The sequence below is a fragment of the Bradyrhizobium genosp. L genome, from assembly GCF_015624485.1.
Lineage (GTDB): Bacteria > Pseudomonadota > Alphaproteobacteria > Rhizobiales > Xanthobacteraceae > Bradyrhizobium.
In genome coordinates this window covers 6,240,952-6,265,548 of sequence record NZ_CP061378.1, presented here as the reverse complement: position 1 = coordinate 6,265,548, position 24,597 = coordinate 6,240,952, and the positions used below count along the sequence as shown (strand labels likewise).

Genomic DNA, 24,597 nt, shown 5'->3' with positions numbered 1-24,597 from the left:
GAGCCGACAAGAACCTACCAATGGTTCGCCGGCCAGAAGACGTGCTGCATACCTATACGTAGACAGCGGTCGAATTTGAGCGCTCTGTGGTTCCAAAGAGGAAATATACGGGCATGCTCCCGGTGCCGGCCGATGCGCCGAGCTTTGATGGACCGTGATCAGAAGCGCCGCGCACGATCGAGGATGCCCGGATCGAGACAGTGATCGTCCGCACCGTTGAGGCCAAGCCGCCGACGCCACCTACTGGAGTTCGCGCGGCATTGGCGCGGGCCAGTGGGCTGTCAGCTTTGCGCCAGTGCGCGGTCGCACGCCTCCCGTCGAGCAGGACGGCCGCAGCGAGGATGAGGGCGCCGACGCAGATCGAAGCCACCGAGCGCCGCGCCGGTGCGCTCGCCGCAGCGCACTGAGTAGTGACGGCGGGCTCTCCACGATCAACGTCGCCATAGAAGATTTGGCAGCTTTCTCGCGGTATGCCCTGATCCAGTCGGCGGGCAAGCGCACTCATGAATAGATCGTCTCGCTCGGCGCCAGTTGCAGAAGCTCGGCCGACGGCCGCTTCTCCGTCTTACGCCCGTCTCGCAGCGAAGCCGGCGAGCAAGCTCGTGTACATGGGTAGGTCGCGACAGGGCAGGGCAGCGAGGTCGACCGAGCGCGGCGTCTTGCAGCGTGAGAGTCAGATATGAGCCAGGCGTTACACCGTTAATGGCCTGGTCGATCGAGGGTGATGGGTCCATCGGGCTGCCGTCGGTCCACATGCGCTCGTTCCAGCTCTGGCAGGTCAGACCATCAAAGTCACGGATCGGTGTCTCGCCGGCAGCGCGTTATTTGGCAGAGCCTCGGCGAGAATTGCGCCGAATCGGGCGTTAGAGAAGCCGCAACGTCCTGTCCGAGCCAATGGCGGATCGGTTACTTCCAGGACGCGGCGACATCACGCGCAATGGCGAAACGGTGGTAACTCGATTCATGTCTGAAATCAGAGATGAATGCCGCGCATGCGAGTGGCGGACCGCGGACGTCTCATGTTTGGAACGTGTGGAATTTCCGCCGGTTTGCCATTGGGGCTGAAATCAGAGGAAACCCACATGAGAGCAGGAAGAGTCCTGGTAGCTACAGCATTTGTTTTTGGGTCGATCGCAGCAGCAGCCGCCCAGGGAGGCGGGGGTGGAGGCGGCGGCGGCCAAGGCAATTCGCCGGCTGCTAAGAGCGGCCAAGGCGCGGCCAGCAGCCCATCGTTTGCCAATCCGGGAGCGACTGCCAATGACCCTTCGGACAAGGGCGGCATGCGCATGAAATCCTCCCGCCACCACAGGCATCACCGACGCCACCGAGTGTAGCGACGTCCGGCCGGCGCGCCCGAAAACTCGCCGGCCAACACCTCGACGTCTTGCCGCCTTACGGGCGGTGATCGCGGGCAAGGAACAAACTGTCATGGCCACGCTTTTCGATCGAAACGGAGATTTTCAATGATTGGCAAAACTTTGCTTGCGGCAGTTGCGTGCGTCGCACTTTCCTCACCCACTTTAGCGCAAGGGGCGAGCGGTGGTTCGGGTGGGGCGTCTGCTGGATCCGCTGCCAGCGCAGGCGCGGGTACAGGGACCGCGCCGAGCAGTGCGAACTCCGGACCATCCGCTCCGTCTGGCATGGGGACGCAAGGCAGCACCACGGGGGCCAACGCGAACACCAACAATAGCCAAAACAATCCGAACGTCCAACGACCGACAGCGAACGCAACGAGCCCAGCCGCGACTCAAGCCGATAGAAACGCTGGCGTTGGGCACTCGACGAACGGCGTACCGATCGGCAGCCCGGGATCGGGGACGAGCGAAGAAGATCAGAGAGGGCGCTAAGGGCGTAAGCTAGGCGCGAATCTGGAGGCCCGGATCGAAGTTTCTCCGATCTCCATCGAGATGATAAGACTGTTCGAACGAAGTGAGCACGGTCCATGCCTGACGATCCCAAGCCGCCCGTCGCGGTCAGCGACCGGCTCGAGGGCGAAGATGGATCAGCGTCCAGACCACGGCGAGACGAGCTATAAGAGGTCGGCTCGCCTTCATGAAAAGCGCGCCATCGTCACCGGCGGTGACCGCAGCATCGTACACGCGGTCATCGTCGCCTCCGCCCGCGAACGCGCCGACAACCTGATCACCAATTTCGACGAGAGCAAAGACGCCCAGGAGGGTGCGGCGCTGGTTGCAACGGAGGTCGAAAAGTCGTGCTGATTGAAGGCGACCTCCGCGCCGCCGATGACTTGCCGTGCGGTGGTTCGAACCGAGTCAAAGCTGACGACAACGCGCAGAAGGTTGCCGTGAAACTCGCGATCGGGCTGACACCGTCGCTGTTCATCGGCGCGTTCTGTGCAGCTGCTGCGGCGATGGAAGCCGGGGCCGCTCGGTCATCCTACTCATCGTAAAGCCCTCCGCGCGCAGACGTTGCGCCAAGTATTGGAAAAGGCGCTGCTGGCGAAGAAGCCATCGTCTCGACACAAGTAAGCGGAGCCAACAACAACAGCGACAATCCGGCGATTCCGAGTGTCGATATAGGTTTCGCCAGCAGCTTTCGCCGGTGTCAGGCCAACGATCAACGCTTTGCAGGCGGCCCGCTTTTGTTGCCCGGCAAGCCTTGAACGTTCGAAGGATCTTGTTGTTGGACGCTTTGATTATGGTTATCGGACCCGACCGTGTTCTGACCTGCGGCGGGGCCATTCTTGCTTCCAGGTGCTCCGCTTATGCCTGTTCCTGAACTCTGTGCGCTGGTGGCGCCGCTGGCTGCCGTTGAACTAGCAGCATCCGGCCGTCCCGGAGGAGTCGCCGCTGCACCCTGCTTTTCCTGTTCTCCGACGTAGCCTGATTCTCCCGAATTGCGGGTCTTGACGCCCTTGTCGGCTTCACTTTGCTGGTTTTGAGCGATTGCCGGCTGAACCACCGCCGGAGTCGATGTAATGACAGTCGCCGCGAGCACTAGAACGTATGTTTTCATGAGCGTCCTCCTTGAGGTAGTCGCAAGCGCACAACACCTTTGTCGGAGCTAGTTTCCAAAAAAACCAAAATATCGCAGCGCACCACGGCGGCGTCGGTGCTTTTCCGGCGCTCTGCGGTCTTGATTTCACACTTGCTCCTAAGAACAGACGGGAAGACAGTCCATAAGTTGTCGCGCACGCCGCGGAATTGTCGGAGCGAGCCGGCGTTCGGCCGCAGTCCCGCGATCAGCACCGGTCGGCGCGAAGGCGACGTCATACTGACGTACAGGACTGGCACGCGGGCCGCGCGAGGGCGCAATGTTGCAGGTCATGGCCAACGTCGCCGATGGAGGGCGTTCGGTCCGGCAGAGGCCGATGAAGCTTCAGAGCCTCGTCGGCAGGCGCCGACGAGCTCGAAGGTGAGATAAGACGCAGCGAGGCGGCGCTCTGTCTTCATCCAATGGCGCCTTCGTTTCCGCGACGAGCGTCCTTTATCGTTAGCCAGATTGCAGCAACTAAAAAGTAGAAGGCGCCGACCGCTGCATAGCCTGCAACGTCCGCGATACTCGGCACCTTGGCGCCGCTTGCTACGTGAATGAAGAACACCCCTGCCAGCGCCGATTGTCCACCGCTGAGGGCCATCGCCCATTGTGCGCCGTAAGACCTCCAGCGCCGTACTCCCGTCGCGAGTTGGGCCGCGCCAGAAAGGGTGGCCCACGCACCGAAAACCACCAGAACGGCATTCATGCTATATGTAAGGGCGATGGCTACGCCGAGCGTCGTAATTGCGCTGACGACAAAATTGAGCGCCTGGCTCGGGTTGCTAACGAGTCCGCCGTTGCACGCCGCATCCAATAGTTCGCGGCCGCATCCCAAGCGGGGTACACAATCAGCATGACCGCGGCGAGTTGCGGAAATCGCGCCCCAATCGTGAAGGCGAGCGCTACCCAAATCAGTGAGAAGGCCGCTCGAGCGTCGACCAGCAGCGTGAACGCCCGGGAAGGCTGCCGCCGATTGGGGTAGTACAGGTGATATCCTGAGAACGGCGGACACCAATCTGCCAGGACTCGATGAGCCGACCTTCCGATACGTCGACGGGCAATTGGTGTGCAACAGCGCGGGCCTTCTCCTTCAGCAACCAACCCCGAGCCGCTCCTCGAGAGACCGGACGATCTCTTAGCGCGGATTGCGTCATGCCGAGCTTCGCAGCATCCCTCGTGAAATTGCGCCCGCGCGACCGCGAAGGTGAGCGCATTTCGGGAAAAAGCAGCAACCTTCGGTTCCGGTGGGCGTTGACGATTCGATGATATTCCTGAGCCGGAGTCCGGCGATGGCACAAAGGCTGCGATTAAGATGGCGGTAGATCGGTTTGGAGTGTCTATTAACGCGACGCATGAAGGCGCCGGCGCGTCGGACGATCAACGGTGCTTTCTCGAACATCATTTGAACGGGACGTCGCAAGAGCGCGAAGGCGATATCGAAGAACTTGCAAGCTTCGGACGAGCTTATCTGGCGCGGCTTCCCGAAGAGGAACGTTAAGGCAGATGATGGGTCTGTTCCAGCAGCTCCTTGCCAAAAGCTCACGGCGCGATTGGACGCTGCTCGCAATTTCATATCTGCTTTCAGCGGCGATAGTCCTGGCAATACGCTCCGTTTTTGGAGCGGGAGAGTAGACCCATGCACATCGCCCAGCTCGCGCCCTTGGCCGAAAGCGTTCCTCCGAAGCTTTATGGAGGCACGGAACGGGTGGTAGCCTGGTTGGTCGACGAGCTCGTAGGTCTGGGTCACCACGTCACTTTGTTCGCGAGCGGTGACTCCCGTACACGAGGAGAACTTCATCCTGTCTGGCCTCGCGCTCTCCGGCTCGGGCGCAAAGGGACTGATCCCAATTCCGCCATCTCCATGCTCATGGAAGCGGTCGCCGACCGTGCCACGGACTTCGACGTGATTCATTCCCATATCGACTGGCTGCCGCTTCCGCTGCTCGGCCGGCTCGGCGTGCCGTTCCTGACCACCATGCACGGCCGGCTGGACCTGCCCGGCCTGCCAGACGTTGTTCGGGCCTTTGCAGATGCGCCTTTCATCTCGATTTCCGATAACCAACGCATCCCTCTCCCAGATGCGAAATGGCTCGGCACGATCCACCACGGACTCCCTCCGGACCGGCTTCGCCCTTGCTACGAACCCGGATCCTATCTGGCGTTCCTGGGCCGCTTGACGGCGGAGAAAGGTCCAGAGGTCGCTATCCGCATCGCCCACAAAGCTGGGACGCCTCTGCACATCGCAGCCAAGATACCGAGGGCAGAAACCGGATATTTCAAGAGGATCATCGAGCCGCACGTCGACGACGAGGCGGTCCGGCTCATCGGCGAAGTGAATGAGGCGAAGAAGCAACCGTTCCTAAGCGGAGCGGCCGCTCTCTTGTTTCCAATCAATTGGCCGGAGCCTTTCGGTCTCGTCATGGTCGAGGCGATGGCATGCGGGACACCCGTGATCGCCTATCGCTCCGGATCCGTTCCCGAAGTTGTTGAGCATGGCGTGACCGGCTTCATCGTCGAGAACGAAGAGGAGGCCGTCCGTGCCGTCGGCGAACTGCCTCGGCTCGACAGACGGGCGATCCGCGCGCGGTTCGAGGAGCGTTTTTCCGCGACGAGAATGGCGAGAAACTATGAGGCTCAATACCGGAAGCTGGTTGCCGCCGCGTCCAGCGCGCGAAGCGGTCGCAAACCCTTAGTCATTCGGGAGGACACGGAATGTGGTTCGCGAGAGCAAGGCCGATCTGTGCTGCCCTGATCGCTGTCGCGGTCGCGGTTCCGGCGTTCAGCGCGGAGTTGAAGTCCGACGCGATCAACTCGGCGGAGCCATCGAAGAAGACCTTGTCGACGGAGAAAGCGACCCCAGCGGGCGTGAGACTACAGGTTCTCCTCGACCGTGCGCACTTCTCGCCTGGCGAGATCGACGGCAAATTTGGAGAGAATGCCAAGAAGGCGTTGCGGGCCTTCGCCGAAGCTGATCAGTTGCCGGGCTCGGACGATCTGACGGCGGACGTCTGGCAAGCGCTCCGCACAGACGACCGGCCCGTGGTCACCAACTACACCATCACCGAGAAGGACGTCGCGGGGCCGTTTCTGAACAAGATGCCGTCCAGGATGGTGGACATGAAGGATCTTCCCAAGCTCGGCTTCACGAGCCCGCGGGAGGGGCTTGCAGAGAAATTCCACGAAAGCCAGCAGCTGTTGGCCGCAATGAATCCCGGGCAGCGGTTTGATCGCGCAGGCGACACGATCGTCGTCGTGGATGTCGGAGAGAACGGCGACGGAGCGCCTGCCAAGGCGGACCGGGTAGAGGTCGACAAGGCCAAGCAGACGGTGAAACTGTTCGACAAGTCGAATGCATTGATCGGCTTCTATCCTGCGACGGTGGGAAGCGAAGACAAACCGTCGCCGACCGGCATGCTGAAAGTGACCGAGATCGACCGCAATCCGACATACCGCTATAATCCCGACTATCATTTCAGGGGCGTCCACTCCGACAAGCCTTTCACCATCAAGCCCGGTCCGAACAATCCGGTCGGGACCGTCTGGATCAACCTATCCGCCGAAGGATACGGAATTCACGGTACGCCTGAACCGGGCAAGGTCTCGAAGGCCGAGTCTCACGGCTGCGTCCGTCTCACGAACTGGGATGCCGAACGCGTCGCGGAGAGCGTGACAAAGGGGACCGCCGTGGCGTTTGTCGAAGCGGAACGGTAGGGATCTGCACCTGGCCGATGGGACCGAGATAGCCGTCTGAACGACGACATTAGTCGTTCGGTATCGCAGCGCCGAAGCAGATCGGGCTTGCGCGCGGCCCGCCTACCCAGCTGCGATGAGCCCCAAGCGTCAGAATATCGTAATAAGCAGCCCACAAGCCGCCCCGCAAGCGCGCAGCAAAGGTGTCGAAAAGAGCAACCGAACGGCAGCTTGCCTTCGAGCGGCACGGCCCGCCGCCGGCCGAATGGTGGAGAGGACAAGAAGAGGCCGCACCCTTCTGAAGCGCGGCCTCTTCTGCGTCGGACCGACAGGTCTTACCAGTGGTGACGGTGCCAGCCATGCCGAACGACCCGATAGTATCCACCGTAATAGGCGTAGGCGGGTCGCACGACGCGACGATAGTGGTAGCCGTAGGGGACGGCCGCGCTGTAATAGGTGCGGGTGTAGCCACCGCCCCAGCGATACGGCTCGTCGTAGCCATAGTCGTACGCGTACGGACCGCCGTAATAGCCGGCGCCGTAGTAGCCGGGGCCGCCGTAGTAGCCGTAGCCGGGTCCCCAGCCGTACGCCGAGGCCGCAAGCCCGCCGATCACGGCACCAGCAACCAGGCCGCCGGCGATGCCCGGCCCCCAGCCTCCGCCTCGCCAACGAGCTTCGGCGGGAGACGTCGTGGCCACCGAGGCCAGACCGAGGGCGCCGACCATGAGTGCGGACATTGCAATCTTCTTCATCGGAATTCCTTTCTCGTGCGTGCCCGGCCGTTAACGGGAAAAATAGGCAATGGTTGCTGCCTCGGCGACACTCGACAAAGGCACAGATCCGGAGCGAACTTCCACGTCACGTTGCTCGAGATCCTCGTAAGCTGTCCCGATGGGTCTGCACGGCGGACCTCAAGCGGGACATGGCCATCCTGTCCACCAGCGGGCGCGAGTGGCGGATCGGACCACGCCTCGCCGCGCGCGTCCCCGATCTCGACCTCTTCGCCCAAGGGCTCGTCGTGCGCTTGAACGGGGGATGGCGGATCACCGAGAAGGGGTGCGGGGTGCTCGACTTGATCGAAGCAGGCTATCGAGCCGCCAGCGGAGGGCGGCGCTCGCGCCGAACTCCTCGCGTCAGAGTGTTCCGCCGAGACTTCTCAACTCCACCGATATTTCCGGCAGCCGACGCATGCAACGCCTCCGCGCGGCCTGAGCGAAGGCATCCTCAATCCAAAGAAGCGGCCCGCCGGAATTCGCCGGCGGCCCGCTCTAGCGTCGACTTGTTCAGGGCATGTGAACAGAAGGCACGGTCTTGTCGACGGATCTCGCGGTCCAGCCGTCGAAATTACTGCTCGGTGCAGACCTTCGTGGTCTTCACGGCGGCGTCGGCCTCGGTGCGTGTCTTGTAGACGCCATCGCCCACGACGGTTGTGGTCGTGGTGGTTGGCTTGCTGTCCACGACCGTGCATTTCTTCGTGGTGGCGTCGCGCACGACGTAGAACTCCGCGGCACTTGCGGCTTCGGTGCTCAAAGCGAAAGCGGCCAGCACGCCGCACACGATCAGCTTCTTCATGATGTCCTCTCCTCCAGTAGCGTCTAAGGATTACGCAAACGAGAGAGAAAGCTGAAAGTTCCACTTTATCCCGAAAGGCGGCGAGGTTGCATAAGCCATCGTGGGGAAGATCCGCAGGCAGCACGCGATAAACACGCACATGATTGCCGCCAATTCCCGGCTGGAACCTCGGCCATTTTACGATGTTGATGGGCACCGCAATTTCAGGAGTGTCAGATGAACAAGCGTTTATTGTTGGTCACAACCGCCTTAGTCGCCATCGCGACTTCGGCTTTCGCCCAGTCTTCGCCGAGCACCTCGACCAGGGCTCCGTCGGCGCAGCGGCAGCAGGATTCCACGACTACCCCGACGCCTTCGACTGCGAACTCACCCGCTTCGACCACGAGCCCCACGTCGTCGAGCACGGCGCCGACTGGATCACCGCAGACCTCGAATCCTTCGTCGACCAATTCGGCCCAGACGCAATCGCCTTCGTCGACGAGCCAGAGCGCCGCGGGCCAGTCGCCGAACTCCGGTAACAACACCAGCACGTCGCAGGCCCCGACGTCCTCGAATTCGCCGAGTCAGGCCCAGACCAACACGACCAACCCGCAATCGAAGCAGGCCCAGACCAGCCAACCCTCCGGCAGCCAGACCCAGTCGGCCAATCCGCCGGCATCTAGCAGCAATCAGGCGCAGCAGAACCAGACCGGTTCGAATTCCACGAATGCCGCTCAGCGAAGCGAAGATCGGCAGAACACCGGCGACCGTTCGTCGGCCAACGTGAATGCCTCGGTCAACATCAACGACCAGCAGCGTACCCGCGTTAGCCAGTCGATCTCGCGTCTCGACGTGAGGCCGCTCACCAGTGTGAACTTCTCGGTGTCGGTCGGAACGGTCGTTCCGCGCGACATTCGGCTGCAGCAGCTGCCGGCCGACGTGGTCGAGATCGTTCCGCAGTACCGCGGCTACGACTTCGTCGTCGTGAAGGACGAAATCGTCATCGTGGAGCCCTCCAGCTACAAGATCGTCGCCACGCTGCCGTATTCTGGCAGGTCCACCGCCTCCGCGCCCGCCCGCAGCGAGGAGCACAAGACTGCCTTCAGCGATCGCGATCGCGAGGTGATCCGGAAGCATGCGAAGGCGAGGCCGGTCGAGCGCGAGAAGCACGTGACCACCGGCAGCACGGTCCGCACCGAAATCCGGACCGGCGAGCGCGTGCCGGAGGGCGTCGAGGTCGAGACTTTCCCCGAGGAGGTCTATCGCGACGCTCCGACGCTGCGCGAATACCGTTACATCAACCGCGACAGCCATACCTACATCGTCGAGCCGCGCGAACGCCGCGTCATCGAAGAGATCGACTAAGGGTCTGCGGGATCGGTGGAGAAGGAGGGGCCGCCTGCGCGGCCCTTCCGATTCGGAAAAGGGACGTTCGATGTCGACGGTGGCGAAGCTGACCGAACAGAAGCGACAGCTTTTGCAGCGCCTCGAGGCAGCGCCCGGGCCCAACGAAAGGACCGCAATCCAAACACTCCTGGCCAAAATCGAGACCGCCCTGAAACTGCTTGCGCCGAAGCGGCCCTAGCTCATCTTCCGACGGAGCTTCCAGGTGAGCTCGCGGAGATCGGCGGCGGTTCCTCTATCGTACGGCGCGCTTCGTCCAGGCGAGCATCAATCACTTTGGCTGCGTTGGTCAGCTCGTTGGGATCTGGCATGGGCGGAAGGTCGTCCGCCGAGGGCCGGCGGCTTATGCAGATCAAGTGGGGACCGAAAGCGGCACAGCGAACGGTTCGGCTGGGCGGCTTGCTGCTGCTTTACTCACAACCGACACAATCTCATCTGGTAGGGCTGCCCGAACTGACCAACAGCAGATCGATAAAGCCAGTTTTTGGTTAGGCGAAATTTTACAGGCTGGAGGATGCGACGAGATAAGCATTGAAGCGCAGCCAAGCTACAGGAGCCTACCGAGGCGTGAGGTGCCGCTTGATCTGTTTGTGGGACCGCTTGGCCTCTGGCTCACGCCGGGGAATATAACAGCTGTTCGCACGGATCGGGTCATGGTCACCCAAGACCTCCCGATCGCGGACCAGCTCCCTCATGGCCGCGCGCGTGGTCAGGATTTCGCCCGCGATTTCTGAACATTCCTCGTTCACGGTCGATCTGCTCGCGCATGATGTCTTCGGCTTCAAGCATGCTGACTCGCAGGGCCCTGATTTTCATTCGAATTTCGTTGATCAGGTTGTCCATGCCTATCTCCTCGGCCCCGAGTACAAATAGGGAACGAGGGCGCAAGCTACAAGTTGACCAAGAAAGGAGAGCGATATGGCCGACAACACGCAGAAATACCCCAAGGATTGGGTGTCCGGGAATGATCCGATGACCGGCGCCCAGGAGTCGTACCTCAATACTTTTTCTGAACACGCCCACAAGCCCCTGCCCGAAAGGGAGCTGACGAAGGCGGAGGCATCCGAACTGATCGACAAGATGCGGGACAAGGCCGGGCTGGAGGAGTGATCGCGAGGCGCGTTCTTTGGCGGGGAGTAGCGCAACCCGTGGCGCATTCTGACAGAAGGCCGCGGGCAAGGATTAAAAATGTCGAACTGCTATATTCCAGCATTTTTGCCAGGCGGCGCCTTCTGAAACTCGCCGAAACTATGATGCGAGGCGCGCCCGCGGGGGCGGGGCGCCTCGGCCCGTCCAGCACTCTGCCCGTTTCGCGCCTACCGCCCCGGCCTCGCTCCTTACCGCTTAAGCCAAATCAGGCCACTTCCAAATTCAAACCAGGCCACCAGGGGTTAAGACCGTCCAGCACCGAATTTTTCAACCACCACCGAAGGGAGCGGCTCGGATCTCTTCCGACCACCACTTAGGACGATTTGCCCAAGCGGCCCGGGCCGCGTTTTGATGCGGCCGGATACACCGCCATCAAGAAAATGACGTTGGCGAGATGCGTTCATCGAGGGTTCAGCGCGCCCAGATACGTTACGGTAGGTACCCTTTTTCGCTGCAAGTAAGCCAACAAGCAAAGAGGTGGCGCATGTTGCTCGATAGTAAGAAAGCAAACGAAATGCAGGCTGCAGTTGATGCGGTCTTCGCTCGGCTGCCGAAGATTTTCAAGACTGAAGAGACGAGGAACAAGATCGCAAAGGACGTGGTGCGCAGCGAGGGCGAGTACCACGAGGCCGCCCGAAGATGTGTATTGGGAATGTTCGCGAGCGCCCGGGCGATTGAGAACAAAGAGAAACTCGCCAACTTAGAATAGTCGGCGGGGATGGTCCATCGAGACGGTGCGCTGGCCAATGTAGCTCACTCCAGCACCTCATCTCGAACGCCAAGCTCGGGTTGTTTTCCTCAAACCACTTCTCTGCGGCGTCCTGGTCCGCGAATAGCTTGATATGGTCAACGTCGCCGACATGTTTGCTCGACGTAGACGAGAATGGCGCTCGCGGGGATGCAAAACGCCAATGCAGCATGGCGCAAAGGTAGCGCGTCGCAGCAATTGCGAATCCCGGTGGATGAAACCGTGGGAGCGGAATAACATCTAAAGCGGGGGGCCGCCCCGGAAAGGCTGGTGAAATGCCCGTATTTGCTCATATAAGAGGCCCCGCCACAGTCACCTCCTAGCCCGAAAACCAGAAGTCCCTCAATATTTCGATTAGCGACCGGCGACCGAAGTGCGCTGTACAGGTGACAAATTGGCCCGCTTCTAGGCTAGTACGTACGGGAAGTTACCAGACAGCTCTGGCTTGGTCGAAAAAATCGCTTAGCCTCTGCCGCGGAGTGACAGACTGATGCGAGTGACGATGCCGTCCCAGTCGTGCTCTTCACTGGCCGGATAGTTCATCAGGACGCAGTGGACCATACGATCCGAGAAGTTGCATCGATCGTAGAAGACCTTGTCGCCCTTATAGCTGGAAACCGCAAAGAAGCGCGGCGTGACACGTTTGTACTGGATGTGCGAAGGGGGATTTTTCTTCGCGAGAAAGGTGGCGGGCGAATCGTTAGAGAGGTTTGGCGTAGCTTGAATGGTAATGTCAGCCCGGCCGTCCGATGTCCGGAAACGCTGCCCGTGGCCGTCGGGCTTGCCGGCCGCCTCGGTGAAGACGGACGCAGGAAAGTCGACCGAGGTTCCAGTTTGAGGGATTGTGTACGTCGTCCATCTGACGGGCTGCGCGGACGCGACGGACGTCCACAATGCGACCGAGAAAATTGCCACCGCTCGCCTGATCAATCGCTCCGCCACCAACATCCCGGCCTCCTCTCCGATGATCTTCGGGAAAAGACGGCAAGGCCCGCTACGTTCCAAATGACAGCTGCGGCTCTTGCCTTCTGGATGCGGAGGTCTTGCCGACTGCATGTCAGACCGCAACCGTCCCGAAGCTGACGCCCAACGTTCGGTACTGGCCTGCTTATCCGCTAGTGGCCTAGTTTGGTCTTTGAGTCGCCTGAATTGGTTGGAAGTCCGAGCATCGCTTAACGGACGATTCTTGTCTGGGCAGTAAAGAAAGATACATGAGTAAACAAAAAGGGCATTTGAATGAGCGTTTCACCCGCTGGCGGCGCAGCACACTCGCCTGCCGTTCACCAACCCCATCCGGCACACGCGCCAAAGGAAAAACCGACCGCCGCGCCCGCAACTACCGCTCCCGCAAAAGGCGCGGTCGACAAGACAGCCTAATCAATCCGCACAAGAGGCCGCCAACTGAGGTGGCCTCTTTGCCTATTCGCAAGCTCCGTGAGCTACAAGATAACGTTCGACCTCAGTTAGAAGTTCGCGAAGCTCGCCAATTGAGAGCCCTTCAAGAGCGTCGGCAACTCGCCGCTGGAAAACTAGTTTCTTTTTTGATCTAAAGTAGACGACCGTGTTGGTATCAATTGCGCATTCCGGCGTCGGCATACTCCCTCTCCGTGGCGCGTATTGATATTGGCAGATTAGCAGCAAGTGTCTAGCTGGGCGAAATCCGCAATAAACCGGGGTCGCCAGAAGGTCCTATTGGGGCGGCGCGGCCATGGTGCGCTCGACCTCATCGGCCAGCGCCCGGTGATGGGCGGCCAGCTTGGCGAAGAAGTGCTTTCTTCGTCTGGTTGGCTGCGAGCTTGCTGATCAGCTCGCACTCCTCAGCTTCAACCCGGAGCTTTTCCAGGTGCGCCTTCATGTCTTGCATTTGTTCTATCCCCTGGGCGCGAGGATACGGTCGTCGAGAACCCTGATCGCAACAGCCGGCTAGCGTGCCGCCCGCATCCCTGGTCCTCCGGCCGGCCCTCAGACGAACAGGTCCTTGCCGGGCTGAAGCATCTTCACGAAGGTCCCGCTTTCGTGGAGTTCCAGCCAGCCCTGCGATCGCGTATTTGAGCCCAGCACTATATTCCGCCGGCGTTGCCGTGTCGCTGTACAGGACGGCTCGTTGATCTTCTCAATGTAGATCCGACCATCGAACACTGGCTCGAAGGCGGGGGCGTGCTCCATTAGGCGCCGCGCCGCGACGTCCGGCATGCCTTGGAAGTGGCGACCTCAGAACGTCGCTCACGCCGCGTAAGCGCTGTCAGCCATCGCTCAAGATGACCTAACTAGGGGCTGTCACCGGACGCGTACTTTAGGCCGGTACCTGGGCGCACATGGCTCAGAGCGCTTTCACCCCCGCCGCCGGGGTTCTCATAAATTCGTCGCGTCCGCTTTGGTCTCGGAAGCTGACTTCATGCAGATCGTATTGCATATCGGCTTTGGGCCAAACCCGGACCTGCAATAACCGATCAACTAGTCGGGGATGCCGGCGTCCTGGAGCGCTGCTTGGATGATGTCGCGGACGGCCAAGGACCGTACTGGAAAGAGATAGTGCGCGTGCGATGCTCTAAAGCCGGGTTGGAACTGGAGCAACCGCTCGGCGGCGCGTTGAGCCTCTGTCACTTTGCCAGCTCGTATTGCATTTGCCGCGAACGCTGCCAGCGAGTGCGCGTCGGCCACTCTCTGCATGGCCTTGTCAGCCGCAACAACCCCCTCGGCGTAGTTTTGATTCGTGAAATGCGCCCATCCTGTCATGTACCAAGCGGTAACGAGCAGGGGGTCGCGAGGACTAAGCCGCATCATATGATCGAAACTCGTGATCGCTTCCCCGGCCTTCTCGCACATCAGCGAGACCGCGCCGCGGCTGTACCAAGCCGGAGCAAGGTTCGCATTCAATGTAACCGCACGCTCCACAAGCGAAAGACCGAGGTCGTATTTCTGGCCAAGATACACCAACACGTGCCCAGCCCTGGCCTGCACAAAAGCGTCGTCTTCGGCTAGCGTTCTTGCTTTTTCCGCAGATCGTAGTGCTTCTTCCAAGCGAGCGGGAGATATCTTGATCCCGGTGTAAGCTTGGTTTCTCAGGCTAGTCCAGCCAACCATGACGTGGGCGGCAGCGTACTCTTGGTCAAGCTCCGCCGCCCTCTTGAACGCGTCATGCGCTCGATCATGCATTGCCACATCCGCGCTCTGATAAAGCAAAGCCATCCCCCTCGGAAACAGATCATAACTATGAAGCAGGTCGGTCGGCTTGCGATTTACCCGATCAATCTCAGCGATTTCCAGTGCTGGTGCGATGGATGAAACGACCTTCTCGGTTATCTCATCTTGCAGGTCGAAGACATCAGCCAATGAGCCGTCGAACTTGTTTGCCCAGAGGTGTGCGCCAGTAGCGGCGTCGATGAGCTGACTCGTGATACGAAGTCGTCCGCCGGCTTTTCGAACGCTTCCTTCAAGAACGTAGTGAACCCCGAGTTCGCGGCTGACTTGCTTGATGTCGATAGCCTTCCCCTTGTACGTGAATGAAGAGTTGCGAGCGATCACGAACACGGTCTTGAATCGCGACAAGGCGGTGATGATGTCCTCCACCATGCCGTCGGCAAAGTATTCCTGCTCTGGATCGCCACTCATGTTCTGAAATGGCAACACGGCGATGGAGGGCCGATCCGGTAGCGAAAGTGACTCCACTAGTGGAGCCGGCGATTTAATGTCAGCCGGCGCTTTTCCGCCACTGGCTGTAGTTCGATTCGCGTAGAGCCGCACCGGCCGGTCGATGTTCTTGAGCAACCGTTCGCCCACATCGTCGAACGCAAACGCGGTCTTGCCGCGGATCTGCTCATAGGCGCTGCCGGAGAGGCAAACGCCGCCCGGTTCGCATTCGTTCTCCACGCGTGCGGCGATGTTGACACCGTCGCCAAAAATATCGTCGCCGTCGATGATGATATCGCCGATATTGATGCCGATCCGGAAGGTGATCTTTGGAGTAAAACTGCCGTTCCGTTCGGCCATTTTCTCCTGGATCGCTATCGCGCAGGTGACGGCATCGACGGCGCTGGCGAACTCCACGAGCATGCCGTCGCCTGTGGTCTTGACGATGCGCCCGTTGTGGCCGACGATAGCTGGGTCGATAACCTCACGGCGGTGGGCCTTAAGCGCGTCGAGCGTGCCGACTTCGTCTGCACCCATCAGCCGTGAATAGCCGGCAACATCAGCCGCCAGCACTGCCGCCAGTCGCCGCTCTAAGCGCCCACTCGTCACCCGAAAGTCCCCCCGGAGCCAGCCTCAAATCACGCCTATCAAACCACGGGTTAGTAAACGCCACCAGTCCACTTGACGAGGTTCCAGGCCATTGGATGTCCGAGTTGGGTCACAAGCGGCCGCCGAGGACTAAACTGGGGCTACGTCTGCTTCATTGCTGGAAGCCGACAGTACACGTCCTAGCCCGAAAACCAGAAGTCCATTGATATTCGATGAGCGACCGGCGACCCCGAAGTGCGCTGTAGAGGCGACAAAATTGGCCCGCTTCCAGCTAGTACGTACAGGAAGTCACAAGACAGCGGTGGCTTGGTCGAAAAATTTGCTGCCACATGTTGTCTCGACCACACCGCAAGTGTTCGACTTCTTGCGCTATCTCATCCGCAACAGAGAACATGTCGTCAGCAGGGACGACATAATCAATACCATTTGGAATGGACGCAGTGTATCCGACGCGGCGCTGACAACCCGCTTAAATACTGTTCGAACGGCAATCGGCGACTCCCGTGAGAAGCAGCGCTTCATCAAAACGTTGGCGCGCAAAGGCTTTCGCTTCGTCGCAGTAGTCCGGGAAGCGCAGGACCAGGAGGGCGGACCAGCTGCCAACCAGATAAGGCTTCAAAACAAGGAGCTTGCGATCGCCGAAGACCCTCCATTGCCGTACTGCCGTTCGAGAACATGAGCGGTGATCCAGAGCAGGAATAATTCGCGGACTGCATGGTGAAAGATATCATTACTGCATTGTCGCGCTTTAGGTCTCTGTTCGTTATCGCACGCCGCTCGAATTTTACCTTCAAGGCTAAAGCTGTCGATATCAAAAAGGTCGGGCGCAAGCTCGGGGTGCGCTATATCCTCGAAGGATCTGTACGGAAGGCGTCGGGGAAAGTTCGCGTCACAGGCAGTTGATCGACGCGGCTTCAGGCACCCATCTTTAGGCCGACAGGTTTGAGCGTGACGTTGCCGACGTTTTCGCTCTCCATGATGAATTAGCGATAGCCGTCGTCTCAGCAATTGAACCAAAAATACTTCAAACGCAAATCGCGACGGCGACCGGAGAACCCCTCTGCGTATGATTTCTATCTCCGCGCTATGCAGCAGCATTACCTGATGACCCGAGAAGGGTTCGCCGAGGCGATAGGATTGGTTCGTTTCGCCTTGGAGCTGGACCCTCGGTTTGGTGCTGTCGCGGCTCTGGGAGGCCTCTGTCAAATGCAGAACGTCGTTTTGGGATATTCTGTTGATCCTGAGTTCGATCGAAAGGCTGCAGACCGGTTTGTTCGTTTGATGCTGAGCATTGATGACAATGATCCGGACAATTTGGCAAAGGCTTCCGTAGTTTCGGCGTCCATGGTCGGCGATAGTGAAGCCGAAATCGAAATGGCGAACCGCGCGGTCGCACTCAATCCAAATTCATGGGCGACATGGAACAGCAGAGGCTGGGTACGCATAATCTATGCCGGACTGCCAGAGGAAGCGATCCGGAGCTTCGGCCGCGCGGCGCGCATGAGCCCGTTAGACCCACGGTTGCATACAACGCTCATTGACCAAAGCTCCTCGTTAAAATACCTCAAATTCACCGAGCGCTCAGGCACTGGACCGCGATTTCCAAGCCGTTTTCGGGCCTTCCTGGTCGGTCAGGACATCTGAGGCCGTGCTCGCAGCGGTCTATCAATACGAGGTCAGACCGGGCATCACGCTGCAGCCGAACATTCAGTTCATCAAGCATCCAGGCGGTGGTACCACGGATCCTCTGAGCGCCGTGCGCGGCATAGCGTTGAAAGACGCAGCCGTTCTGGGTCTGCGAACGGTTGTTAAGTTCTAATTGCGAGTTTCTTAGCGATTCCGCCGAAGGAAAGCGCGCTGCGGACTTTCGCGTCGAGGCCTCCCTTCTTGGTAGAGCAGCCCCGACGGAGCCATAACGTTCGCGAAGCTAGCAACCAACCCGCGAATGCATGTGTTGTGGAGCCATCACCGGCAAAAAGTGTTGGCCGTCGGTGCCTGAGAGACACTGCGCGCTCCCGCCTTTGCGGACGGGAGGGACGAGCGATGCCACGCTACTACTTCGACGTTCAGAGTGGGGGCGGTGAGAGATACGTGGACGAAGAAGGTCTGGATTTACGCGACTTAAAGGCCGCTGAGGTCGAAGCTATGCAAACACTTGTTGGCATAGCGAATGATTCAACTTTGTGGGCGGAAGGCCCGATACGGCGATTGAGGTTCGCTCCGCCACGAGAGGACTATTTTGCGTTTCCATCATCTACCGAGATGTGGGAGCGCGGCATTGAGGCTGCCTCAGCCTTATGCCGATCGCTCACCGCGGTCGACCATCTGTGATCCGTCTTCATGACTGATCGTAGAGTTCATAACGCTGCTGCAGATGTTCTTCGACTTTTCGAACCGAGTGCTGGATACGATCAAGATCGGCACCAACTCGCGCGCTCACGATTAGCGCCCACGCACTTCCTGAACGCTCAATGCGAACATCGGCTACGTATTCTGCGCCCGGAGCGGCGCGAATTTCTCGGATCGCAACACGCTCCAGATCGTTCGTCGAGATTAGCGTTCTAACCACGGTCATGCTCTAGCTGCTTAGGATAGTCGATTACAATCGAAACGAAATCCTGACGTTCACGTTTCCATAGCGTTGCGAGATCGGACATTGGCTTCGGCGCGCGTCAATAGCCCGGTTGGTGAGCATGATCTTACGTCGCTCTCCAGCCAAGGCCGCTTCGACCAATCTTGGTCAGAAGGAAGCGGTTCGTTTCAGAGCTGTTAGCAACCTCGCCCGACTTTCAAGAAAGTCCCAGGCTTCTATGAGGATGGCTACGCTCTCACTCATGATTCAGGAACGCGCAGCCCATGTAATCCGTTCCTAAATGAGAGCCCGCCGCGGGCGCGGCGTTTTTCGAGACGAACGGGGATCGGACAATCGGTTTCATTATTGGTGTTCCGAAAACTTACGAGGTCGACATCCTGGACAACGGCTCCCCTTCGCCCTTGATCGAGCATTCCCCGGTGCTCCCGGGCTTCTTTTTGTTTTTGCGGACGTCCGCGGGACAGGCCTAGTCACCTTTCCAGTCTTACCTGCTCAAGGCTGCCGGCATCGCTTATATCGTCCACCTGTTGCTTCGTCGGAACATCCCGAACCGGCATGCATTTTCCGTTATTCGGAGGACGCAATGCCCAGGTTTCATTTTGAGATTGTTGACGGCTATGTCTTGCAAGATCCGCAGGGCATTGAGTTGCCAACCGTACAGGCGGCGCAAAGGTTCGCCCACGAAATCGCTAAGCAAATCTCAGCCGACATAGATGATAAATCGCTCACTAAGGTTGTGGTGAAGGGCGAGGACGGCGAGGAAATTTACCAGGCTTCTATCCATCCGAGTGAGCCCGTTGAATGAACTTGTCCGAGCAAGCGTATCCGAAGCCCTTTGTCAGTTGGCCTTTCACGCAACTATTCCGCCCAGGCAGAGGCTGCCTCGAGCCACGCGCATTTCTAGGAACTTCGCGTCTCTGCCACGATTGTCAGGGCGCGGCTAAGCGGAGGCTTGTATGAACCAGCTGATCTATTTAGTGGGCCTGATCGTGGTCATTCTCGCGGTGTTGTCCTTCTTCGGCTTGCGGTAGGCGCCTCATGGAAAACGTTTGTGCACCACCCGTCGACAGCAGGAGCGGGGTTCGTATGCTATGGAGTCCCGTCATCGCCGGCGCTCTCGCCGCAGCGGCGTTCTCCCTGATCCTTGTCAGTTTCGGTGCGGCGATCGGGCTCGGTGTGAGCTCAAGTTCGCCAACATGGCGGGATACTTCTGCTGCCCTTGCCTTGTTGTCGGGGTTTTATCTGATCCTGCAGGCGCTGGTGAGCTTCGGTGTCGGCGGCTATATCGCTGGCCGCGCCCAGCGCGTGGTGGGGTCGTTGCCACCCGACCTCGTTGAAAGCAGCGACGGGCTTCACGGCCTGACGGCGTGGGCGCTCGGGGTCATCATGACGGCGGCGATCGTTGCCTTGATCGGGCTGTCCGTCGTTCGTCCGTCCGGGAGCGACAGGCCGTCCGCGACGTCTGCCGAGCCGCTGCTGAGCGCCGAACTCGATCATTTGTACCGGTCGCCGCAGCGTCCCGCCAATCTCGATATCGGCTACGATCGGGCGGAGGCCGGCCGCATCCTGCTCACCAGTTCGAGCCATAGCGGCGTCAGCGCCGATGACCACGCTTATCTGATTCAGCAGGTCGCCGCCGCGACGGGCGCGCCTGCTGCCGAGGCCGAGAAGCGCGTCGATACCGCGCTGGGAGATGCTAGGACCGCAATCCAGCGCGCGCGACGCGGCTCGATCATTCTGGCGTTCTCGATCGCGGCCGCCTTGCTGTTTGGCGCTGTCGCGGCGTGGGCTGCGGCCTGCGCCGGCGGTCGGCATCGCGACGGCGCGCCGCGACCGGAATGGATGGGCGGCAGGCAAACGACCGCGGTTCCGATCGTCTGAAACCACGCGACGGCTCGAGAGGAGACAGTGATGGCAATGCTCCTGGTCATGGATCACACAGGCGACACCCGCCACGAATTCGATCCCGCTGATGCTCGGCAACTGGCCTTGGCGGAAGCGCGCTTTCGGGAATTGGTCGCTGACGGCTACAGTGCGGCGACCCGTACCGGGAAAGGCGAGGCGACGTTTGTCCGAGCCCTTGATCCCTACGGCGAACGAAACCCTGTTCCACCCGCGCCTGGTCGGCGGTTGGCGCCATGCCGGCACGCCCACGCTGAGCGGGAGTGCTGGCCGTCTTGCGGCATGCCGTGAGGGTGCTGCACGGAACCCTGGTTTCGATGTGGGACACTTGGCATGCTTATGAGCCGGACCGAGGCGCGCGGGATCGCGCTGATGTCCGAATGGCCGTCGCCGGAGCAGCTATCGCAATTCAAAAGATACAATCGCTTCGACGTCATCGGCTCGGACTCGGGCAAGCGCTATCGGATTTGCTATGGCACATCGACCAATGTCTATGAAGTGGACGCCAGGAATCGCGTCGTCAGGGGCTGGTGCTTCTATCCTGTCGGTTCCCTGGTGGCAGGCGATGTGATGCTTGCGCAAAAAATCGCCTTGGAAACCGACGAGCGGGCAACCCTGATGGTGGCGCGGCCGTTCCCGAGCTCCCTGCCGCCGCGCTCGAATTTTCTTCCCGAAGGCTAAGACCGCGATCGGACTGAATGCAGTCTGTTGCTGATCATCGGATGGTACGCTGGCGGCGTCGCCGAACAGTTTGCGTCGGGCACGTTAATAACCGGCTTCGCAGTGGCGGGCACAACGCGGCGCATAGGCACTTAGGAACGATCCACTCCACGCGCGCTTGAGCCAGCATGGTTCAGATCAGCGTTCTGGAACGACCGATCGAGCGCATCAGGGAAACCTGCGAGCTGACAGGCATCGCGGACAAGTTCGATCGTGCGCTCCCCGACCTTGAGACGTTTCTTGAGGCGGCGGTAGCTCGCGGCGAGATGAGCGAGTCCAGGCTGACATTGGATGGCCTCTGCTATCTGAGGCAGCGGTTTGCGAAGGCCTGATGCGGGCCGGAGATGCCGTGGCAGGGGCTCAATCAGGTTCGGCAACGCGTCGATCATGCTGAGGTCAACCTCGCCCGTGGCGATGAGGGCGGCACGGTGACCCCGTGGAATCCTGACATCGATCCACTTGAGGCCCGCGATCGTGATGAAGCCGATGGCTGTGGCGACGCAGCCTAGGGCGAGTTGCCCCCCGCCGAGGCAAAGTCCGATCACGGTGATCAACCAGAGCGTCGCTGCCGTCGTCACGCCGGTGACGAGACCGCCCTTTCTGAGGATCGTGCCGCCGACAATTGAACCCGACCCAATCAGGATGCCGAGCGGCAGCCGCATCGGGTCCATCACCGCGAAGGAGCCGGAAACCTTGCCTTCGAGCGTGAGCGGGAGGTTGGCCTGGATCATCGCCGGCGCCGCCGCAAGCCCGACCAGGATCGTCGTCCTCAGGCCGGCGGCGAGGCCGCGCGCGCCGCGGTCAAAGCCGACGATCGCGCCGCGAGAACCGTCAGCGCGAGGCGAACGGCGATGTCGGTCCAGCTCGAATGAAGTGGCATATCCCCACTCGCGATCTACGACACGCCGGGATAGGTTGCCGCTTTCAGCAAGCGCGCGAGATGCGCGGCATTGGCAGCAAGCATCTTGGTCGTCTGCACCGTGTTGTCGTAGGGTTTCGGAAGATCCTTGTAATCGGTCGATCCCATCGCCTCGCCCACCCAATAGGTCGCGCCGCCGGCGGGGATGGTAAAGCCGACATCGTTCAACGCCTGGAAGATCTCGGCGTGGCAGTGGTGAGCACCATCCTCATTGCCAACGACGGCGACGATCGCAAGCTTGCCGAAGGACGGCATGCGGCCCTGTTCATCGGTTTCCCCCAAGAATGCATCCATCCGTTCCATGACGCGCTTGGCGACGCTCGAGGGCTGACCGAGCCAAATCGGCGTACCCATGATGAGAACATCGGCGGCAAGGATCTTGCTGCGTAACGCGGGCCAGTCGTCGCCGGCGCCTTCATCGGAGGTCACGCCCGGCTTGATGTTGAGGTTGACGACGCGGATCACCTCGCCAGAGACGTCATGGTGCCGAAGGGCAGAGAGCACTTCCCCGAGCAGCTTGTCGGTCGAGGAGGCGTCCTTTCCCGGTTTGAGCGTGCAGTTCAGCGCGATGGCTTTCAGCGTGTCAGACGGCATTGCATCGGTCCCTCTGTTCAGAAGCCAATGCCAGGCAAAATTGTTCGTTCCTATCGTTCAGTCGGCTGCGGAACTGTAGATCCGAGCAACTGGCAGAGCTTGCGAGCATCGACGGGCGCCGCGCTCTTCTGGTCGTTGTCGAAGTAGACGTAGACGTCACATCCCTGCCGCTTCCAGCCGCGGATGCGCTTCGCCCAATCCGCGAGTTGGGCCTGCCTGTAGTGGCCACGATAACGTCCGCCCGGACCGTGGCCGCGGACATAGACAAAATCGGCGGTGCGTTTCCACGGCGCCGGCGCATCGTGATGGTCGGAGATGCAGAGCGCGATGTTGCGCGTCCCCAACAGCTTCAGAATGCGCGGCTCGTACCAACTAGCATGGCGAAATTCAAATGCATATCGCCGACGGCGCTTCAAGAGCTTGAGGAACGCGGCGAGCCGATCGGTATCGACTGCGAAATTGGGCGGGAGCTGAAACAGCACGGGGCCGACCTTATGACCCAGCAGGCGGAGGCGCTGGTCCAACAGGTCAAGGCTGTTAGCGGAATCCTGCGACAGGCGCTTCCAATGCGTGATGAACCTGGACGCCTTCCAGGCAAAGACAAAGTTGTCGTTGGTCGTGTCGTGCCAGGCTTTGACGGCCTGCTCGGTCGGCGTGCGATAGAACACGCCGTTCAGTTCCGTGGTCGGAAATTGGCTTGCGTAGTAGTCGAGCTGACGCTTCAGCGGCAGCCGGTCGGGAAAGAACGGTCCGCGCCAGGACGGATAATGCCAGCCGGATGTGCCGATCAGAATGCGTGCCATCGCGACGATCCAGGTTCAGGTATCGAGCGGCCCTCCTCAGGACTTGGTGACGCCATTGCATCTCGCAAGATTGGCCTCCCAGCCGGACACCGAACGGCCGTCAAGGGCTGGCGAGCGGACGTGCTCGTTTGCCACGAATGCATCGAACGACGGACCGCTTGCCGTTCGTTCCACGCTGCGAGCCTGGTCGTCGAGGCGCCTCAGCGCCTGGATTTCTTCGTCGCGGCCGAGCTTGGCCTGCTGCACGGCCGATTTCAGCACGCGGATGGTCTCGTCATAGACCTTGATCGGCACCGGGAAGGGATGACGGTCCTTGCCGCCATGGGCGAGCGAGAAGCGCGCCGGGTCGCGGAAACGATAGGGTTGGCCGTGAAGGACTTCGGCAACCATTGCCAGCGACTGCACCGTGCGGGCTCCAACGCCGGGCGTGAGCAGCAGCTCGGGAAAGTCCAGCGGTCCGCGGTCGGCTGCCGCAGCCAAGGTACCGTGCAGCCGGCGGATAAAAACATCGCTTGCCCTAACGTCGTGATGTTCCGGCATGATCAGGTGCGGCAGGTCGGGCTGCGCCGCGGCTTTTTGCGTGAGTTCGGCATATTGGCGTGCGATACCGTCGGGCCCGATCGCGGCGAGCAGGTCGAGCTGCGCCTGGCGCGAACCCGCGGCGCGATGGTCAGTCAGATTGACGATCTCGCCTTGCGACGGGCCGTCGATCGCGCTGTGCGGTTCGTCGACAAAGCTGCGGAGGCCTTCGGAATGCCAATGATAACGCCGCGCCTGCCGCTTGTTGTCATTCATGCCCTGCTGGACCACGGTCCATTTGCCATCGTCAGTGACGAAGAAGCCGTGAAGATAGAGCTCGAAACCGTCCTGGACCGCCGCGCTGTCGACCTTGGCCACCAGCTTACTGGTGCGGGTCAGGGCGGCGCCGTCGAACCCGATGCGATCGCCAAGCGCCATCAGCTCGTCTGGCGTGCGCCGTGAGTGCTTGCCCCGGCCGCCGCAGACGTGGATGCCAAGCTCAGCCTGCAGTGGCGCCAGCCCGCGCTTGAGCGCACCGATCACGCTCGTCGTGATACCGGACGAATGCCAGTCCATGCCCATCACGGCGCCGAACGACTGGAACCAGAACGGATGCGAAAGGCGTTGCAGGAAGGCGTCACGGCCGTAGTGATGGATGATGGCCTGCGTGATGACGACACCTAACGTCGTCATGCGTCCGGCAAGCCATTGCGGAACGCGTCCGCCATGAAGCGGAAGGTCGGCGCTGCCGGTACGTCGGGCCATCGGC

General features: G+C 60.5%; 30 protein-coding genes and 3 pseudogenes. 17 read left to right on the top strand and 16 right to left on the bottom strand.

Annotated elements, in window-relative coordinates:
* Window positions 1-52: 52 nt before the first annotated feature.
* Window positions 53-505 carry a hypothetical protein gene (locus IC762_RS35840; protein ID WP_195790440.1) on the bottom strand — a complete coding sequence of 151 codons (453 nt, stop codon included), beginning with the start codon at window positions 503-505 and terminating at the stop codon, window positions 53-55.
* A gap of 1,492 nt (window positions 506-1,997) precedes the next feature.
* Here IC762_RS35840 and IC762_RS29840 point away from each other — a divergent pair.
* Together IC762_RS29840 and IC762_RS29835 are read left to right on the top strand one after the other, a co-directional pair.
* The gene (locus IC762_RS29840; RefSeq protein WP_195785718.1) at window positions 1,998-2,219 is read left to right on the top strand and encodes a hypothetical protein; all 222 of its coding nucleotides are present in this window, start codon (window positions 1,998-2,000) and stop codon (window positions 2,217-2,219) included.
* On the top strand, window positions 2,213-2,410 hold the full coding sequence (locus IC762_RS29835; protein WP_195785717.1) for a hypothetical protein: 198 nt from the start codon (window positions 2,213-2,215) through the stop codon (window positions 2,408-2,410). The genes IC762_RS29840 and IC762_RS29835 overlap by 7 nt, the downstream gene beginning before the upstream one ends.
* A gap of 167 nt (window positions 2,411-2,577) precedes the next feature.
* On the opposite strand, the gene IC762_RS35710 is transcribed toward IC762_RS29835, so the two are convergent.
* The 3 genes and pseudogenes from IC762_RS35710 to IC762_RS35435 all read right to left on the bottom strand — a co-directional run.
* Entirely contained in the window at window positions 2,578-2,976 is a 399-nt protein-coding gene (locus IC762_RS35710; RefSeq protein WP_195785716.1) for a hypothetical protein, read from the bottom strand.
* Between the two features lie 433 nt (window positions 2,977-3,409).
* Window positions 3,410-3,942 (bottom strand): annotated as a pseudogene (locus IC762_RS29825) (DUF308 domain-containing protein).
* Window positions 3,928-4,026: pseudogene (locus tag IC762_RS35435) on the bottom strand (LysR family transcriptional regulator); the annotation flags it as partial. The pseudogenes IC762_RS35435 and IC762_RS29825, both read right to left, overlap by 15 nt.
* A gap of 607 nt (window positions 4,027-4,633) precedes the next feature.
* Between IC762_RS35435 and IC762_RS29820 the strand changes: the two are divergent.
* Together IC762_RS29820 and IC762_RS29815 are read left to right on the top strand one after the other, a co-directional pair.
* Window positions 4,634-5,749: a glycosyltransferase family 4 protein gene (locus IC762_RS29820; RefSeq protein ID WP_195785715.1), complete on the top strand. Its 1,116-nt coding sequence runs from the start codon at window positions 4,634-4,636 to the stop codon at window positions 5,747-5,749.
* Entirely contained in the window at window positions 5,710-6,708 is a 999-nt protein-coding gene (locus IC762_RS29815) for a L,D-transpeptidase family protein (protein ID WP_195785714.1), read from the top strand. The genes IC762_RS29820 and IC762_RS29815 overlap by 40 nt, the downstream gene beginning before the upstream one ends.
* A gap of 314 nt (window positions 6,709-7,022) precedes the next feature.
* Here IC762_RS29815 and IC762_RS29810 read toward each other — a convergent pair whose 3' ends face one another.
* From IC762_RS29810 to IC762_RS35705, 3 genes are all read right to left on the bottom strand, one after another.
* A complete protein-coding gene (locus tag IC762_RS29810; RefSeq protein ID WP_246801307.1) occupies window positions 7,023-7,439 on the bottom strand; it encodes a hypothetical protein in 417 nt (138 codons plus the stop codon).
* 592 nt (window positions 7,440-8,031) lie between these two features.
* Entirely contained in the window at window positions 8,032-8,259 is a 228-nt protein-coding gene (locus IC762_RS29805) for a hypothetical protein (protein WP_195785713.1), read from the bottom strand.
* A gap of 212 nt (window positions 8,260-8,471) precedes the next feature.
* Window positions 8,472-8,789, bottom strand: coding sequence for a hypothetical protein (locus tag IC762_RS35705; protein ID WP_349629731.1), 318 nt, complete (start codon window positions 8,787-8,789; stop codon window positions 8,472-8,474).
* A 232-nt stretch (window positions 8,790-9,021) separates the two neighbouring features.
* On the opposite strand from IC762_RS35705, the gene IC762_RS35700 reads away from it, so the two are divergent.
* Window positions 9,022-9,603 (top strand): DUF1236 domain-containing protein, encoded by a 582-nt coding sequence (locus tag IC762_RS35700; RefSeq protein WP_349629730.1) that lies wholly within the window; start codon window positions 9,022-9,024, stop codon window positions 9,601-9,603.
* Between the two features lie 696 nt (window positions 9,604-10,299).
* Here IC762_RS35700 and IC762_RS29795 read toward each other — a convergent pair.
* Complete coding sequence (locus IC762_RS29795) at window positions 10,300-10,485, bottom strand: hypothetical protein (protein WP_246801306.1); 186 nt, start codon at window positions 10,483-10,485, stop codon at window positions 10,300-10,302.
* Window positions 10,486-10,560: 75 nt separating this feature from the next.
* Between IC762_RS29795 and IC762_RS29790 the strand changes: the two genes are divergently transcribed.
* Together IC762_RS29790 and IC762_RS29785 are read left to right on the top strand one after the other, a co-directional pair.
* Complete coding sequence (locus IC762_RS29790) at window positions 10,561-10,752, top strand: DUF3072 domain-containing protein (protein WP_195785711.1); 192 nt, start codon at window positions 10,561-10,563, stop codon at window positions 10,750-10,752.
* Window positions 10,753-11,275: 523 nt separating this feature from the next.
* A complete protein-coding gene (locus IC762_RS29785) occupies window positions 11,276-11,500 on the top strand; it encodes a hypothetical protein (protein ID WP_195785710.1) in 225 nt (74 codons plus the stop codon).
* 501 nt (window positions 11,501-12,001) lie between these two features.
* Here IC762_RS29785 and IC762_RS29780 read toward each other — a convergent pair.
* A complete protein-coding gene (locus IC762_RS29780) occupies window positions 12,002-12,487 on the bottom strand; it encodes a hypothetical protein (RefSeq protein WP_195785709.1) in 486 nt (161 codons plus the stop codon).
* A 263-nt stretch (window positions 12,488-12,750) separates the two neighbouring features.
* Between IC762_RS29780 and IC762_RS29775 the strand changes: the two genes are divergently transcribed.
* Window positions 12,751-13,089 (top strand): hypothetical protein, encoded by a 339-nt coding sequence (locus tag IC762_RS29775; RefSeq protein WP_195785708.1) that lies wholly within the window; start codon window positions 12,751-12,753, stop codon window positions 13,087-13,089.
* Window positions 13,090-13,262: 173 nt separating this feature from the next.
* Here IC762_RS29775 and IC762_RS29770 read toward each other — a convergent pair whose 3' ends face one another.
* A complete protein-coding gene (locus tag IC762_RS29770) occupies window positions 13,263-13,403 on the bottom strand; it encodes a hypothetical protein (RefSeq protein ID WP_195790439.1) in 141 nt (46 codons plus the stop codon).
* 590 nt (window positions 13,404-13,993) lie between these two features.
* Window positions 13,994-15,742: an adenylate/guanylate cyclase domain-containing protein gene (locus IC762_RS29765; protein ID WP_246801305.1), complete on the bottom strand. Its 1,749-nt coding sequence runs from the start codon at window positions 15,740-15,742 to the stop codon at window positions 13,994-13,996.
* 292 nt (window positions 15,743-16,034) lie between these two features.
* On the opposite strand from IC762_RS29765, the gene IC762_RS29760 reads away from it, so the two are divergent.
* The 5 genes from IC762_RS29760 to IC762_RS35835 all read left to right on the top strand — a co-directional run bounded on the left by IC762_RS29760 (window position 16,035) and on the right by IC762_RS35835 (window position 18,109).
* Window positions 16,035-16,457 carry a winged helix-turn-helix domain-containing protein gene (locus IC762_RS29760; protein ID WP_195785707.1) on the top strand — a complete coding sequence of 141 codons (423 nt, stop codon included), beginning with the start codon at window positions 16,035-16,037 and terminating at the stop codon, window positions 16,455-16,457.
* Between the two features lie 35 nt (window positions 16,458-16,492).
* Complete coding sequence (locus IC762_RS29755; RefSeq protein WP_195785706.1) at window positions 16,493-16,681, top strand: hypothetical protein; 189 nt, start codon at window positions 16,493-16,495, stop codon at window positions 16,679-16,681.
* A gap of 303 nt (window positions 16,682-16,984) precedes the next feature.
* Window positions 16,985-17,422 (top strand): tetratricopeptide repeat protein, encoded by a 438-nt coding sequence (locus tag IC762_RS29750; RefSeq protein WP_195785705.1) that lies wholly within the window; start codon window positions 16,985-16,987, stop codon window positions 17,420-17,422.
* A complete protein-coding gene (locus tag IC762_RS29745; protein WP_195790343.1) occupies window positions 17,367-17,597 on the top strand; it encodes a carbohydrate porin in 231 nt (76 codons plus the stop codon). The genes IC762_RS29750 and IC762_RS29745 overlap by 56 nt, the downstream gene beginning before the upstream one ends.
* 224 nt (window positions 17,598-17,821) lie before the next feature.
* Window positions 17,822-18,109: a DUF6894 family protein gene (locus IC762_RS35835; RefSeq protein ID WP_433995857.1), complete on the top strand. Its 288-nt coding sequence runs from the start codon at window positions 17,822-17,824 to the stop codon at window positions 18,107-18,109.
* 7 nt (window positions 18,110-18,116) lie between these two features.
* Here IC762_RS35835 and IC762_RS29740 read toward each other — a convergent pair whose 3' ends face one another.
* Window positions 18,117-18,353 (bottom strand): hypothetical protein, encoded by a 237-nt coding sequence (locus IC762_RS29740; RefSeq protein ID WP_195785704.1) that lies wholly within the window; start codon window positions 18,351-18,353, stop codon window positions 18,117-18,119.
* A gap of 601 nt (window positions 18,354-18,954) precedes the next feature.
* On the opposite strand from IC762_RS29740, the gene IC762_RS29735 reads away from it, so the two are divergent.
* The 4 genes and pseudogenes from IC762_RS29735 to IC762_RS29725 all read left to right on the top strand — a co-directional run bounded on the left by IC762_RS29735 (window position 18,955) and on the right by IC762_RS29725 (window position 20,954).
* Window positions 18,955-19,176 (top strand): DUF6894 family protein, encoded by a 222-nt coding sequence (locus IC762_RS29735; protein ID WP_195785703.1) that lies wholly within the window; start codon window positions 18,955-18,957, stop codon window positions 19,174-19,176.
* Window positions 19,177-19,409: 233 nt separating this feature from the next.
* Complete coding sequence (locus tag IC762_RS29730; protein WP_195785702.1) at window positions 19,410-20,252, top strand: hypothetical protein; 843 nt, start codon at window positions 19,410-19,412, stop codon at window positions 20,250-20,252.
* 30 nt (window positions 20,253-20,282) lie between these two features.
* Window positions 20,283-20,502, top strand: a pseudogene (locus tag IC762_RS35425) (hypothetical protein); the annotation flags it as partial.
* Between the two features lie 110 nt (window positions 20,503-20,612).
* Window positions 20,613-20,954: a hypothetical protein gene (locus IC762_RS29725; RefSeq protein WP_246801304.1), complete on the top strand. Its 342-nt coding sequence runs from the start codon at window positions 20,613-20,615 to the stop codon at window positions 20,952-20,954.
* A gap of 131 nt (window positions 20,955-21,085) precedes the next feature.
* Here IC762_RS29725 and IC762_RS29720 read toward each other — a convergent pair whose 3' ends face one another.
* The 4 genes from IC762_RS29720 to IC762_RS29705 form a co-directional block, all read right to left on the bottom strand.
* A complete protein-coding gene (locus IC762_RS29720; RefSeq protein WP_246801714.1) occupies window positions 21,086-21,754 on the bottom strand; it encodes an MgtC/SapB family protein in 669 nt (222 codons plus the stop codon).
* 134 nt (window positions 21,755-21,888) lie between these two features.
* Entirely contained in the window at window positions 21,889-22,506 is a 618-nt protein-coding gene (locus tag IC762_RS29715; protein ID WP_195785700.1) for a flavodoxin family protein, read from the bottom strand.
* 50 nt (window positions 22,507-22,556) lie between these two features.
* On the bottom strand, window positions 22,557-23,309 hold the full coding sequence (locus IC762_RS29710; RefSeq protein ID WP_195785699.1) for a DUF72 domain-containing protein: 753 nt from the start codon (window positions 23,307-23,309) through the stop codon (window positions 22,557-22,559).
* Between the two features lie 36 nt (window positions 23,310-23,345).
* Window positions 23,346-24,593, bottom strand: coding sequence for a DUF763 domain-containing protein (locus IC762_RS29705; protein ID WP_195785698.1), 1,248 nt, complete (start codon window positions 24,591-24,593; stop codon window positions 23,346-23,348).
* Window positions 24,594-24,597 lie beyond the last annotated feature (4 nt).